This window comes from Aeromonas sp. SrichE-2G (assembly GCF_017939565.1).
In the GTDB taxonomy this organism is placed as follows: domain Bacteria; phylum Pseudomonadota; class Gammaproteobacteria; order Enterobacterales; family Aeromonadaceae; genus Aeromonas; species Aeromonas taiwanensis.
In genome coordinates, this window is the sequence record NZ_JAGKRG010000003.1 from 139491 (window position 1) to 153289 (window position 13799).

Consider the following 13799-nt stretch of genomic DNA (forward strand, 5'->3'; position numbering starts at 1 on the left):
CTAAAGCGTTAAATCAGGCCGGTGGCCGGTTCAAAACCAAATTTGATATTTATGCACTGCATCGCCTGGGAGGCCGCGCCCTTGAGCAGGTTGTCGATGGCGGAGACCACCACCAGCATGTTGCCCTGCTGCTGCCAGGCAAGGTCGCAGTAAGGGGTGTTCGCCACGCCGCGGATGGAGGGCATCTGGCCGGTGAGGCGCACCAGGGGCTTGCCTTCGTAGGCCTTGAGATAGGCCTGGTCTACCTGGGTCTGCGTCACGCCGTCCGCCAGCTGCACATAGATGGTGGCCAGGATGCCCCGCACATAGTTGCCAAGGTGGGGCTGGAACAGCACCTGCTTGCCGAGGTGGTGGCTGATCTCCGGCTGGTGTCTGTGATTGAAGGTGCCGTAGGGGTTCAGGCTCACCTCGCAGAAGCTGGTATTGATGGCCGCCTTGCGGCCGGCCCCGGAGACGCCGGAGACCGCGTTGATGATGGGCTGCCACCCTTCGGCAATCAGGCCTGCCTGCTGCAGCGGCTTGAGGGCGCACAGGGAGGCGGTCGGGTAGCATCCCGGCACCGCGATCAGCTGGGCGGCCTGGATGGCCTCGGCGTTCCATTCGGCCAGGCCGTAGGCGGCCTGCTCCAGCCACTGCTCGCTGTCGTGGGTGAAGCCGTAGAAGGAGGAGTAGAACCCTTGATCCTTGACCCGGAAGGCTCCGGAGAGATCGAACACCGGCAACCCCTTGGCCAGGAACTTGGGTGCGAGCTCGGCACTCACCTCGTGGGCGGTGGCCAGCAGCACTAGATCGGCCTGGGTCAGGATCCGGGTCATGCCGTCTTCGTCCAGGGGCAGCAGCGGCTGATCCAGCTCACCAACCCACTGGGGATGCAGGGAAGAGAAACGCTTGTGGGCGTCCTGGCTGCCGGCGGAGACATAGAGGCCGAACAGCTTGAGTTGTGGATGGTTCTGGACCAGTGCGGCCAGTTCGGCCCCCGCGTAGCCACTGGCACCGACGATAACGGTATTGAGCATGTTTGAGTATTCCAAGTCTGGGTTCGAAATTCGCAGCATGGTGCCGCGGTGCAAGGGGTCGGCTATCGCCCCTTCGATGCAACGAGTGCGGAGGGGCAATTCAGGCGGATATGCGTCGTCGGTTACAGATCAGGTGACAGAACATTAACTTTCCCTTACAACTAGAGGCCTTGTCGATGAGCACCTGAACAGAATATTCATGCACTCACTTTGCATTTGTATTTTCTAACAGAAAGATTCCGGGGACGCAAGGAGGAGCTGATGGCCAATCTGGATTTTTTTTCACTTTATAAGAATATTATTGCGATTCCCTCGATCAGCAGCACGGATCCCCGCTGGGATCAGAGCAACGAGGCGGTGATCCGGCTGCTGGCTGACTGGTTCGGCCAGCTGGGCTTCCACTGCGAGGTGACGGCGCTGCCGGATCTGCCGGGCAAGTTCAACCTGGTGGCGACCTATGGTCAGGGCGAGGGGGGGCTGCTGCTGGCGGGCCACACCGATACGGTGCCATTCGATGAGGGCGCCTGGAACAAGGATCCCTTCAAGGTGACCGAGGAGGGGGATCGCCTCTACGGCCTCGGCACCATCGACATGAAGGGCTTCTTCGCCTTCATCGTGGAGGCGCTCAAGGAGATAGACCTCAAGACCCTCCACAAGCCGCTGCGCATCCTGGCGACCGCCGACGAGGAGACCACCATGGCCGGGGCCCGCGCCATCGCGGCTGCCGCCGAGCTCAAGCCCGACTACGCGGTGATCGGCGAGCCCACCGGGCTGGTGCCCGTGGTGGCCCACAAGGGGCACATGTCGGAGGCCATCCGCATCACGGGCCGAAGCGGCCACAGCTCGGATCCCGCCAACGGCGTCAACGCCATGGAGATCATGCACAAGGCCATGGGTCAGGTGCTCAGGCTCCAGCAGGATCTGAAGGAGAAGTACGCGGATCACCGCTTCGCGGTGCCCCAGCCCACCCTGAACCTCGGCTACATCCAGGGGGGTGACAGCCCGAACCGCATCTGCGGCTGCTGCGAGCTGCACATCGACATGAGACCCACCCCGCAAGTCGGCCCCGACGAGCTGATGGGCATGCTCAAAGAAGCGCTCTCCCCCATCGAGATCCACCAGCCCGGCTGCCTGCACCTGCAGCACCTGCACGAGCCCATCCCGGCCTATGCCTGTGCGGACGACTCGGATCTGGTGCGCGAGGCCGAGCAGGCGAGCGGCCAGGCCGCACAATCCGTGAACTATTGCACCGAGGCCCCCTTTATCCAGCAGTTGGGATGCCAGACAATAGTGCTGGGCCCTGGCCACATCGCCCAGGCCCACCAGCCCGATGAATACCTGGATCTGTCGTTTGTCAAACCGACCACGGCGGTGCTGCAGCACCTGATCCGGCGCTTCTGCCTCTGACCAGGGGGAATGTAAGTAAGTTACATAACAAGCCGTCCCCGGAGAGGTGAGGGAAATACATGTTCTGAATCGGCTTGTTATTTGACCTTGCGCAGACAATCTGGGTAGATTGTCCCCCTAAGATGACGGAGCATATGTTGTAATCGCACAACAATAAGTGAGGTCGCCTCCCGTCCCCGGAAGGTCAGGAGGCACCAACAAAATAAGGATGTGGAATGAACGAAAAGTACGCCGCACTACGGGCCAACGTAGGCATGTTGGGCCAACTGCTGGGTAAATCCATCAAGGACCATCAGGGGCAACCCTTCCTCGACAAGATTGAGACCATTCGTCAACTGGCCAAGTCCTCCCGCAAGGGGAACGAGGCGGACAGAGAGCGCCTGCTCGAGACCCTGCGCACCCTCTCCGACGACGAGTTGCTGCCCGTGGCCCGCGCCTTCAGCCAGTTCCTCAACCTTGCCAACGTGGCGGAGCAGTTCCACACCATCTCCCGCCGCTGCGAAGAGCAGGTCTGCACCCCGGATCCGCTGGAGCAGATGTTCGCCAAGCTGAAGTCTTCGAACCTCTCCCAGGAAGCCATCATCCAGGCCGTGCGCGAGCTGGACATCGATCTGGTGCTGACCGCCCACCCCACCGAGGTGACCCGTCGCACCCTGATCCACAAACACGTTCAGCTCAACGACTGCCTCGAGGCGCTGGAACTCTCCGATCTTCTGCCTCGCGAGCGGGACAAGATCCTCAATCGCATCGAGCAACTGGTCAACCAGGCCTGGCACACCAACGAGATCCGCGAACAGCGCCCGACCCCGGTGGACGAGGCCAAGTGGGGCTTCGCCGTGGTGGAAAACAGCCTGTGGCCGGCCATCCCCGAATTCATGCGCAACCTGGACGAGCGTCTGCAACACCACCTGGGTGTGCGTCTGCCCCTGGACGCCGCGCCGGTCAAGTTCACCTCCTGGATGGGCGGTGACCGCGACGGCAACCCCTTCGTCACCGCCAAGGTGACCGCCGAGGTGCTGGAGCTGGGCCGCTGGATGGCGGTGAGCCTGTTCTACAAGGACATCAAGGAGCTCACCTCCGAGCTCTCCATGGCCGACTGTACCGAGGCCGTGCGCGCCCGTGTCGGCGACAATCCCGAGCCCTACCGTGCCCTGGTGCGCGAGCTGCGCGAACAGCTGCGCGAGACCCAGGAATTCCTGACTGCCAAGGTGCAGGGCCAGGCGAGCGAGAGCCGGGATCTGGTCAAGAGCACCGCCCAGCTGCGCGAGCCGCTGGAGCTCTGCTACCACTCCCTGCACGCCTGCGGCATGGGCAACATCGCCGACGGCATGCTGCTGGACGTGCTGCGCAAGCTGGCCTGCTTCGGCATCCACCTGGTCAAGCTGGACATCCGTCAGGATGGCGAGCGCCACGGCCAGGTCTTCTCCGAGCTGACCCGCTACCTCGGCGTGGGCGACTACGCCGAGTGGAGCGAGGAGGACAAGCAGGCCTTCCTGCTGCGCGAGCTGAACTCCCGCCGCCCGCTGATCCCGACCGACTGGGAGCCAAGCGACGAGACCCGCGAGACCATCGACACCTGCCGGGTGATCGCCGGTCACGACCCGGATGCGTTCGGCATCTACATCATCTCCATGGCCGGCGCGCCGTCCGACGTGCTGGCGGTACAGCTGTTGCTGAAGGAAGCCGGCTGCAAGTTCCGCATGCCGGTCGCCCCGCTGTTCGAGACCCAGGAAGACCTGATGGCGGGCACCGCCGTGATGGAGCGCCTGCTGTCGGTGGACTGGTATCGCGGCTACATCCAGGGCCGTCAGTACGTGATGATCGGCTACTCCGACTCCGCCAAGGATGCGGGCATGATGGCCGCCGGCTGGGCCCAGTATGCCGCCATGGAGTCTCTGGTGGCGCTGGCTGAGGCCAATAATATCCGCCTCACCCTGTTCCATGGCCGTGGCGGTACCGTGGGTCGTGGTGGCGCCCCTGCCCATCAGGCGATCCTGTCCCAACCGCCGGGATCCCTGCGCGGCGGTCTGCGGGTCACCGAACAAGGGGAGATGATCCGCTTCAAGTTCGGCCTGCCGAAAGTGGCCATCCAGAGCCTGAACCTCTACACCAGCGCCGTGCTGGAGGGGAACCTGCTGCCGCCACCCAAGCCGAAGGAGAGCTGGCGCGCCGTGATGGAGCAGCTGGCCGCCGTCTCCTGCGATCACTATCGCAGCATAGTGCGCGGTCACCCGGACTTCGTGCCCTACTTCCGCGCCGCCACCCCGGAGATGGAGCTGGGCAAGCTGCCGCTCGGCTCCCGTCCCGCCAAGCGCAAGCCCAACGGCGGCGTCGAGAGCCTGCGCGCCATCCCGTGGATCTTCGCCTGGACCCAGAACCGGCTGATGCTGCCGGCCTGGCTCGGCGCCCACAAGGGGCTGCAGCAGGCCATCGATGACGGCCAGAAGGCGGTGCTGGACGAGATGAGCCGCCAGTGGCCCTTCTTCCGCACCCGTCTGGAGATGCTGGAGATGGTGTTCCTCAAGGCCGACCTCTGGCTCGCCGAGTACTACGACACCCGTCTGGTACCGGAAGAGCTGTGGGGCCTGGGCAAGCAGCTGCGTCAGGAGCTTTCCGACTCCATCCAGGTGGTGCTGAAACTGCGCCCTCAGGGCGACCTGCTGGACGATCAGCCTTGGATCAAGGAGTCCATCAAGCTGCGCAACCCCTACACAGACCCGCTCAACGTGCTGCAGGCCGAGCTGCTCAACCGCTCGCGCAACCACCCGGAGACCCTGCACCCCGAGCTGGATCAGGCCCTGATGGTCACCATCGCAGGCATCGCGGCAGGCATGCGCAACACCGGCTGACAGGCTGGCTATCCAGCCTCCTTCCAGCCAAAGGGCGCCAGCAAGGCGCCCTTTTTATATCTGCCATGCTGTGCCCCTGCCCGCCTGGGGCGCGACCAGGGTGCGATACATTCCCCCTCATATCCCCCGAGGGAGTAACCACCAGGGCGTAAAAAGAACTCAATTGAAAACCAAAATAATATCGCCATGTCACAGTGATATTCAGTCTCGAATTAAGCCTTGTCAGCCTTCTTCGGGCTGGGATACTCTCGTCACTTGGCAGGGGCGATGATGAGAACTTTGCATGTTGAAGTCTGTTGCTGGCAATCAACGCATTTATTTGGGCAGTTTTATTTCATTGCTTTTATTTTTGCTTGCCGGCCATTATTCCACCATGGCGTTTCAGAAAAACAAGCAACTCGCTTTCTCAAAAAGCATATTAATAAAATCGGATGAGGTCACGTTACAACTTGCAACCTCATTGCGTGACGTCAACCAGGCCGGCCTCATTGAATGCGACAAACCCTCCATAGATAAAATCAGAATCATCGCCTCCAATTATCCTTACGTTGATGATATCGGCCTCGCTGAGGGTGACAAGCTGATATGTACTGCCAACTGGGGGATCCTGGAGAAACAATCTCGGCTTCCCCGCCATGACTTCATCACGGCCTCCGGATTCGAAGTTTATCTCAAGCCTCGCGATCTCTTCCCCTCCCGGCTCATCAGAAATATGACTCGCCTCGGCAACGTCGTGGCGTTTTCTTCCCGTCTGAGAGCGGAGCAGATATACAAGGACACCACTGACTTTTCATATGAGCTCGTCACCAGGAACGGGGAGCACAAGTTCATCTCGTCGGCAGGCTCCCCCACTGCAAGCACTCCTCTTTCAACCTTGTCGACCCGGCTGTGCAGCGACGCCTTCGACTACTGCATCGTGACCTACAATGACAGGGCAGGCATCCTCGCCTATCACCCGCTGCTGATCACCTTGTATTGCATCATCGCAATCTGTTTCGGCGGCCTCATCGCCTTCTCGGTTACCAGCTATCAAGAGGAGAAGCGATCTCTCGAGTTTCGTTTGATACGTGCGATAAAAAGAGAAGAGCTCTACCTTGAATATCAACCCGTGGTGCATGCCGTGCAGCATCATATTGTCGGAGTGGAAGCGCTGCTGCGCTGGAAGGATGAGTTATATGGACAGGTCTCCCCCGAGCTTTTCATTCCCATCGCCACCAAACTCGCACTATATAAAAACATCTCCTTCTTTATTGCACATCGTGCCCTGGATGATTTGCAGCACCTGCTCAAGCAAGATAACAGCCTGATGATTTCATTGAATGTCAGCAACTATGAAATCAACAAACCGGAATATCTAGACTACCTGCACAAGCAAGTCATCCTGCACGATATAAAGCCTCATCAGATCAAGCTTGAAATAACAGAGAGGATCAACGAGTACCATCAAAAAATATCGGCGTTCGCCGCCGACGCACGCAAGAAGGGATTCAAGGTATCACTGGATGACTTTGGTACGGGCGCATCCAACATTGTCTGGCTGACATCCATCGATTTCGACGAGATAAAACTGGACAAGATATTTATCCATGGCCTGCATGAAGAGCTGAAGAGGGATCTCTTCATCTCCATGCTCAACGGCATCGCCAAGCTGAACAAGCAGCTCGTCTTCGAGGGGGTGGAGAGCCCGCACGAACTGAGATTGATCGAGTCGTTCGACAAGCACGCCTTCATCCAGGGCTGGTTGTTCTACAAGGCCCTGCCGGCCGCGAGGCTGACCCACATCATCACAGAGAAAAGAGCGTCCTCCCCGACCGCCCTTGCTGCCACATCGGATAGCACGCACCACGGGGCTGCAACAGGTTAGGGCTCGAGCTCATCGAGCTAGCCGCCCCTCAAACCAAGGGCGCCTTGATGGCGCCCTTCTTGTATCCAGTGTCCCAACCGCCTAGGCAACCCGGTTGCGCCCCCGGCGCTTGGCCTCGTAGAGGCGCTGATCCACGCACTGCAGCCAGTCATCCATGCGACGATAGCCCATCTGATAGGAGGTGAGTCCCACGCTGATGGTGACGGTGATCGCCTGCTGCTGATAGACGAAGTGGTGACGCTCCACCAGCTGGCGGGTGCGTTCCATGATGGCATGGGCCTCCTCCAGACCCACCCCCCGCAGCAACATGATGAACTCCTCCCCACCAAAGCGTGCCACCAGATCCTTGCTGCGCACCGCCTGCATCAGCAGGCTGGCCAGCTCTTCCAGCACCGCATCCCCGGCGAGGTGACCATGCTCGTCGTTGATCTGCTTGAAGAAGTCGATGTCTATCAGCGCCAGACAGCAGGCCTCTCCCCCGGCAGGATGGCGCTGGATGTGCTCCAGCACCACGTTGGCCTGGCTGAAGAAGCTGCTGCGGTTGGGCAGCTTGGTAAGAAAGTCGTGCTCGGCGTTGAAGCGCAGTACCCGCTCCATGCGACTGCGTTCATCCTCCAGGTTGCGGGCATGGATCAGGGTCCCCAGTGCCGTGGTCAGCGGCTCGAGCAGGGCCACCAGCGCATCGTCGAAGCCACCGGGGCGGTTGGCCAGGGCTATCATGCCGATGGCCTCCCCCTTGTGGCGGATGGGAATGCCGAGGAAGCTGTCCAGATGGGGATGACCGCGAGGGGAGACACCGCGGCTCGCCGGGTGGCTCGGCAGATCGTTGCAGCACACCAGGATATTGTGGGTGACCACGTGACCGAACAGGTTGTCGAGCTTGCTGAAGATGAGGCCGCCCCGGTTCTGGCGCTGCTGTTCGTACCAGGCATGGGTCTGCTCGTCCCAGGAGACGTTGGAGATGGAGGGAACGTAGAGGCTGGGGTTCCCCTCCTCGTACTGAAGGATGCCGATGAAGCCATAGGTGCTCTGGCTGACGCTCAGCAGCCGCTCAAAGACGGTGTCGCAGGCGGATGCGAGGTTGCGGTCGAGCAGAAAGCTCTGGTGGGCGGCCACGACGATGTCGAACAGCCGGCTCTGCAACTCGACCCGCTGCTTGGCCAGTACCCCGGAGGTGATGTCGTGAGCCAGCTTGATCACCCCGAGCAGGGTTCCCTTCTCGTCAGTGATGGGCATATAGGTCGCATGGATCCAGAGCGTGCCACCCTCTCGCGTGATCCGGCGAAATTCCCCCGAGTGGATTTCACCGTTCAGCACCCTCTGCCAGAAGAGGGCATGCTCGACGTGCTGCTCCCGTGGCAACAACAGCAGGTGGGATTGACCAACCAGCGCCTCGGGTTCGTACCCGAGCATATTGCAGAAGAGTGGATTGACCGACACGATATGCGCATCGAGATCGAACTCGACCATACCGTAGGCCCGCTCCAGCGCCGTCTGCCTGGCCAGGGATTCATAACGATCGAACGCCTCGATGTTTCGAGGATGAATTGCTGGGGTATTCATGGCTACGATTCCTTTCGCTCGCCGACGCCCCCCGCTGAAATGCGGGAACAAGAGTTCAGAGCATAGGCTCCAGCCTCCGGTTACGCGAACACAGGACCCGTTAGATACTGTCCGGGGCTTGCCACATCCGGCGCCCGGGCGCAGACTGTCTGGCCTTGCCCTGGCTCGAGGAGACCCCATGACACCCGCCATCAACCTGCTGAAGAAGCTGAAGATCCCCCACAAGCTCTATCCCTACGAATGCGAGGCCCACGACGATTTCGGCAAGCATGCCGCGACCCAGCTCGGCCTGCCCGAGGAACGCGTGTTCAAGACGCTGCTCGCCCATCACGACAAGCAGGCGGTGGTCGCCATAGTCCCCTCATCGGGCATGTGCAGCCTCAAACAACTCGCCAAGGCGACCGGGCTCAAGAAGGTGGAGATGATGAAGCCCCTCGACGCCGAGAAGCTGACCGGCTACAAGGTGGGCGGCATCAGTCCCCTGGCCCAGAAGAAGCCGTTGCCCACCGTGCTGGACGACTCCGCCATGGCCTTCGACGAGATCCTGGTCAGCGGCGGCAAGCGCGGCCTCTCGGTCGGGGTGGCGCCGGCAGACATGGTGCGCCTGATGAACTGGATTGCCGCCCCCATCGGCGATCACCACGACTGATCAGAACGAAGGGGCTCCGACATCGGAGCCCCTTCGCGGGTGACCAGAACACGGCGGGCGATAGAGTCCGCCTTCCCCTTCCCTATGACTCTGCCAGACGGCAGGCTGCGGTCAGCTCGGAGAGGCGCAGCCGCTGGCGCCCTGCCGCATCGAAGTTGCCTTCGTCCAGCCAGCGCGCGAAGCACGCCTTCAGGGCGGGCCACTCGCCGTCGATGACGGAGAACCAGGCCGTGTCCCGACTGTGCCCCTTGTCCACCCTGGCCTGACGGAAGGTCCCCTCATAATGGAAGCCGAGGCGCAGCGCCGCCTGCCAGGAGGGGCGGTTCAGCGCGTTGCATTTCCACTCGTAGCGGCGATAACCCAGGGCAAAGGCATTGTCCATCATCAGTGCCATGGCCGCCGTCGCCAACCGCGACTGCTGCAAGGCTGGCGAGAAGTGCAGCCAGCCCACTTCAATGCTGCCTGCCCGGGGGTCGATGCGCAGGTAGCTGGCAAGTCCCAGCGCCTTGCCGCTCGCCTCGTCTACGATGGCGTAGAACTGGGGATCTGCATTCAGGCTGATCCCACGCAGCCACTCCCCCATGGCCGCCTCGTCCGCGAAGGGGCCGCTGGTGAGATAGGTCCACATGGCCCCGTTGTCGGCGTCGAAGGCCTGCCACAGATCGGTACTGTGGCGCTCGGGATCGAGCGGCGCCAGGAGGCAGCCCCAGCCGCTCAGCTCCCGGTGAGGGGGAAATTCGGCGCCGCGCCACTCGGGCAGCGCCTGGCCCAGAGGCTGACCAAAGCGGTTGGTGAAGGGGGCCTCTTGCTTTGTCTGGCTATCAGCAGGCACAGGTGATCCCCCCTTCCAGCAGCACACCGGGTTCGATGCCGGTGGCGACCGCAAAACCGTCCTGGCGCCACCAGTGCAGGCCTCCTATCAGCTCCTTGACCTCGAAACCGAGCGCCGCCAGCTTGTAGGCACCCTGGGTCGAGCCGTTGCAGCCGATGCCGTCGCAATAACAGACATAGACCTTGTCCCGGGCCAGCCGCGCCGTTGTCTCCGGATTCATGGTGCGATGGGGGAAGGAGACGGCACCCGGAATGTGCCCCTCGGCGTAATGCTCGGGGGAGCGGGTGTCGATGATCACTATGCCCGCCTCCCCGGCCAGCAGATCCGCAGCCAGATCCGCCGGATCGGTACGAAACTTCAGCTGGGCTTCGAAGAAGGCGCTGGCTTCCACGGGGCTCGCCACCCCGGTACGCAATACATGACTCATCCTGAACACTCCTTGTGATTAGACGACTATTTCTGTGGTGACGACGGTGTTGACCGAATTGGCGATGAAGCACTCCTCGTGGGCCTGGTGGTGCAGTTGCGCCAGCGCGTCATAGGTTGGCTCGCGCTCGCCCCCGAAGACGACCCTGGGGCGCAGGGTGACTGCGGTCATGGCGAGGCGCCCCAGCCCGTTCTTCGCCATGATGCCGACGGCCTCGTCCCGGTAGCGTTCCACCAGATAGCCCGCCTTCGCCGCCAGCCAGAGGAAGGTGAGCATGTGGCAACTGGAGAGGGCTGCCACGAAGGCTTCCTCCGGATCCACATTCTCGGCCACCGAATAAGGCAGCGGCACCACATGGGGTGAGGAGGAGGCCGGCACCCTGACCCCGCCATCGAACGCCCACTCGTGGGCCCGGCTGTAGCGCTGATCGACGAAGGGCTCGTGGGCCCCCCGCTGCCAACTGATGGTGGCGTTGTATTCCGACATGCAGACTCCTTCTGTTGCCAATCGTGACGCCAATGGGCTGGCGTCACTGCCTGTCCAACAATGTAGCGATAAAATGGCCTTGCCACGCCGACCAATTTTGCCAATATGAGCAGACCACTTTCCCCAGAGAGAGCCAGCCATGACGGTCCTGCCCACACTCTTCGCCAGCCAGGCGCAGCACGATCTGCCGCTCCATGAGCAGCTGGTACGCACTCTCAGGGAGGTGATGTCCGAAGGGGGTCACCGTCTCCTGCTAAACCGGAGACAACCATGACGGTCCTGCCCACACTCTTTGCCAGCCAGGCGCAACACGATCTGCCGCTCCATGAACAGCTGGTGCGCACTCTTAGGGAGGCGATTCTGGCGGGTCACCTGCCCCTGCACAGTCGCCTGCCCGCCAGTCGCCCCCTGGCACGGGATCTCGGCGTTTCCCGCAGCACGGTGGAGCTGGCCTATGGCCGGCTCGAAGCGGAGGGATACCTGGTGCGCAAGATGGGGGCCGGCAGCTTCGTCGCCCTGGCGGCGGTACGCCCGGCGCCGCGCCCACCCCAGTCGGCGGCGGGCCTCTCCCGCCGTGGTCAGGAGATGGCCCTGAGCGGCGCCTGCCACGACGTGCCCGAAGTGGGGGCCTCTTTTGCCTCCAGCCAGCCGGATCCCCGCCTCTTCCCCCAGGCGCTTTGGGGGCGACTGATGCAGCAGCAGTGGCGCCAGCGCGCCGGCGACTGGATGAACTACGGGGATCCCCAGGGGCTGGGGGAGTTGCGGGCCGCCATCAGCAGCTATCTGGTGCAGTCCCGTGGCGTGGTGTGCGAGCCGGATCAGATCCTGATCCTCACCAGCTCCCAGCAGGGCATACTGCTCGCGACCCAGCTGCTCATCGATGCCGGGGACACAGTCTGGGTGGAGGATCCCGGCTATCCGGGGGCCCGCACCGCCATGGAGAGTGCTGGGGCCCGCGTGCACCCGGTGCCGGTGGACGAGGAGGGTCTCCAGCCGGCGGGGGCGTACCCCAGGCCCAGGCTCATCTACTGCACACCGGCCCACCAGTATCCCCTCGGCGTGCCCATGAGCCTGAGTCGGCGAATGGCGCTGCTGGCCGAAGCCGAGCGGCACGGCGCCTGGATCCTGGAGGATGACTACGACGGGGAGTACCAGTACGACCAGCGCCCGCTGCCCGCCCTGCAGGGGCTGGACGGCCAGGGGCGCGTCCTCTACGTGGGCACCTTCAGCAAAGTGCTGTTCGGCTCGCTGCGTCTCGCCTATCTGGTGCTGCCACGGCCGCTGATGACCGCCTTCAGCCGGGCCCGGGCCGCGGTCGATGGCCACAGCAACCAGTTCCAGCAGGCGGTGACGGCGGACTTCATTCGGGGCGGCCACTTCGCCACCCACCTGCGCCAGAGTCGCCTGGTCTATCAGAGCCGGCGGGATCTGCTGCTGGCGGAGCTGGCCGAGCACTGCCCCGCCCTCTCCCCCATCCACAGCGGTGCCGGTCTGCAGTGCGCCGTGCAGCTGCCCCCCGGCGGGGAGGCGCGCTGGACAGCGATCGCCAACGCCCGGGGGCTGGGGCTGCGTCCCCTGCACCAGTTCCACCTCGCCGTCCCCGAGCGGGAGGGCTGGCTGCTCGGCTTTGCCAGCCTCGACAACCAGACCCTGCGCCAGCTCTGCCGCCGCCTGGGGCAATTGATGCGCACCGTCTGACCGGCACGCCGACAGGTCAGAGGTGCCAGAGCCTGATAGCGCTGGGTCCAAGGGGGAAGGGCGCACTATACTGGGCGCAACGACGCAGCAGAACAGGGCCCAGATGCACCGACTCCTCTTTCTCCTCCTCGCGCTCATCCTCCCGTCCTCCCCGATGGCGGCCACCCGATTCACGCTGATCGGCCCGGAAAGCAGTGAAGACGCCCGCATGGACTACTACCGTGCGGCGATGCAGCTGGCGCTGGAGAAGACCCGCCCCGAATACGGTGACTACGAGCTGCTGGATGCGGTCAGGATGAACAAGGCCAGGATGCGGATCGAGGTGCAGAAGCCGGGCAAGAGCGCCCTCTTCATCATCGACAGCTGGCCCCAGGAGCGGCCTCATCCCGAGGTCAGCCTGCTCCCCTTCCCCATCGATCTCGGCATTCTCAGCTACCGGGTCTGCTTCGTCGGGCAGGACAGCGCGCAGGCGCTGGCCAGCGTCAACTCTCTTGCCCAGTTGCAGGGTTTCAGCCAGGGGGTGGGCAAGGGGTGGCGTGATGCGGAGATCCTGCGCTACAACGGCTTCAGGGTACATGAGGTGAGCAACTACGAGTCGCTGTTTCGCCTGGTGGCCCGTGGCCGGGTCGACCTCTTCTGCCGCGGGGCCAACGAGATACTGACGGAGTGGGAGCGCCACCACCCCGATCTGCCCGAGCTGGCGGTCGATAACCATCTGGTCCTCTTCTACCCGCTGCTCCACGCCTTCTACAGCCATGCGAACTACGGCAAGGAGCGCGAGCGCCTGCGGCTCGGTCTGCAACTGGCCTGGGAGGACGGTTCCCTCAAGCGGCTCTGGCGCCAGCACTTCCAGCCCTCCCTGGCCTTCACCCGGCTGGCGTCACGGCAGATGTTCAGCCTGGCCAATCCCCTGCTGCCCGGCTCCGGGGCCGACTACAAGGCCTACCTCTATGATCCTGCCCGGGACGACTTTGGCATTGATCGCCAGGGCAGCCAGAAGCACTGACC

At 62.8% G+C, this 13799-nt stretch carries 12 protein-coding genes; 7 read left to right on the top strand and 5 right to left on the bottom strand.

What is annotated here, in order from left to right; all coding sequences use genetic code 11:
* Positions 1-8: 8 nt before the first annotated feature.
* Positions 9-1016 (bottom strand): N-acetyl-gamma-glutamyl-phosphate reductase, encoded by a 1008-nt coding sequence (gene argC, locus J9885_RS01685; protein WP_134694593.1) that lies wholly within the window; start codon positions 1014-1016, stop codon positions 9-11.
* A 261-nt stretch (positions 1017-1277) separates the two neighbouring features.
* Here argC and argE point away from each other — a divergent pair, with 261 nt between their 5' ends.
* The 3 genes from argE (at position 1278) to J9885_RS01700 (ending at position 7136) form a co-directional block, all read left to right on the top strand.
* A complete protein-coding gene (gene argE, locus J9885_RS01690; RefSeq protein ID WP_210547891.1) occupies positions 1278-2423 on the top strand; it encodes an acetylornithine deacetylase in 1146 nt (381 codons plus the stop codon).
* A 215-nt stretch (positions 2424-2638) separates the two neighbouring features.
* Positions 2639-5272 carry a phosphoenolpyruvate carboxylase gene (gene ppc / locus J9885_RS01695; RefSeq protein WP_210547892.1) on the top strand — a complete coding sequence of 878 codons (2634 nt, stop codon included), beginning with the start codon at positions 2639-2641 and terminating at the stop codon, positions 5270-5272.
* A 283-nt stretch (positions 5273-5555) separates the two neighbouring features.
* The gene (locus J9885_RS01700; protein WP_210547893.1) at positions 5556-7136 is read left to right on the top strand and encodes an EAL domain-containing protein; all 1581 of its coding nucleotides are present in this window, start codon (positions 5556-5558) and stop codon (positions 7134-7136) included.
* An 81-nt stretch (positions 7137-7217) separates the two neighbouring features.
* Here the strand turns inward: J9885_RS01700 and J9885_RS01705 are convergent, their stop codons facing one another.
* Positions 7218-8699, bottom strand: a complete 1482-nt coding sequence (locus tag J9885_RS01705) for a diguanylate cyclase (protein ID WP_210547894.1) — start codon at positions 8697-8699, stop codon at positions 7218-7220.
* A 178-nt stretch (positions 8700-8877) separates the two neighbouring features.
* Here J9885_RS01705 and ybaK point away from each other — a divergent pair, with 178 nt between their 5' ends.
* A complete protein-coding gene (ybaK, locus tag J9885_RS01710) occupies positions 8878-9348 on the top strand; it encodes a Cys-tRNA(Pro) deacylase (protein WP_043763115.1) in 471 nt (156 codons plus the stop codon).
* An 82-nt stretch (positions 9349-9430) separates the two neighbouring features.
* On the opposite strand, the gene J9885_RS01715 is transcribed toward ybaK, so the two are convergent.
* Genes J9885_RS01715 through J9885_RS01725 form a run of 3 tightly spaced genes read right to left on the bottom strand, consistent with a single transcriptional unit; the run spans position 9431 to position 11093 of the window.
* Positions 9431-10180, bottom strand: a complete 750-nt coding sequence (locus J9885_RS01715) for a GNAT family protein (RefSeq protein WP_210547895.1) — start codon at positions 10178-10180, stop codon at positions 9431-9433.
* On the bottom strand, positions 10170-10607 hold the full coding sequence (locus J9885_RS01720; RefSeq protein WP_210547896.1) for a rhodanese-like domain-containing protein: 438 nt from the start codon (positions 10605-10607) through the stop codon (positions 10170-10172). The genes J9885_RS01715 and J9885_RS01720 overlap by 11 nt, the downstream gene beginning before the upstream one ends.
* An 18-nt stretch (positions 10608-10625) precedes the next feature.
* Positions 10626-11093, bottom strand: coding sequence for an OsmC family protein (locus J9885_RS01725; RefSeq protein WP_210547897.1), 468 nt, complete (start codon positions 11091-11093; stop codon positions 10626-10628).
* A gap of 139 nt (positions 11094-11232) precedes the next feature.
* Between J9885_RS01725 and J9885_RS20060 the strand changes: the two genes are divergently transcribed.
* The 3 genes from J9885_RS20060 to J9885_RS01735 all read left to right on the top strand — a co-directional run bounded on the left by J9885_RS20060 (position 11233) and on the right by J9885_RS01735 (position 13797).
* A complete protein-coding gene (locus tag J9885_RS20060) occupies positions 11233-11367 on the top strand; it encodes a hypothetical protein (RefSeq protein ID WP_282598273.1) in 135 nt (44 codons plus the stop codon).
* On the top strand, positions 11364-12791 hold the full coding sequence (locus J9885_RS01730) for a PLP-dependent aminotransferase family protein (protein ID WP_210547898.1): 1428 nt from the start codon (positions 11364-11366) through the stop codon (positions 12789-12791). Before J9885_RS20060 ends, J9885_RS01730 begins: the two co-directional genes overlap by 4 nt.
* 154 nt (positions 12792-12945) lie before the next feature.
* Entirely contained in the window at positions 12946-13797 is an 852-nt protein-coding gene (locus J9885_RS01735) for a hypothetical protein (RefSeq protein ID WP_210547899.1), read from the top strand.
* Positions 13798-13799 lie beyond the last annotated feature (2 nt).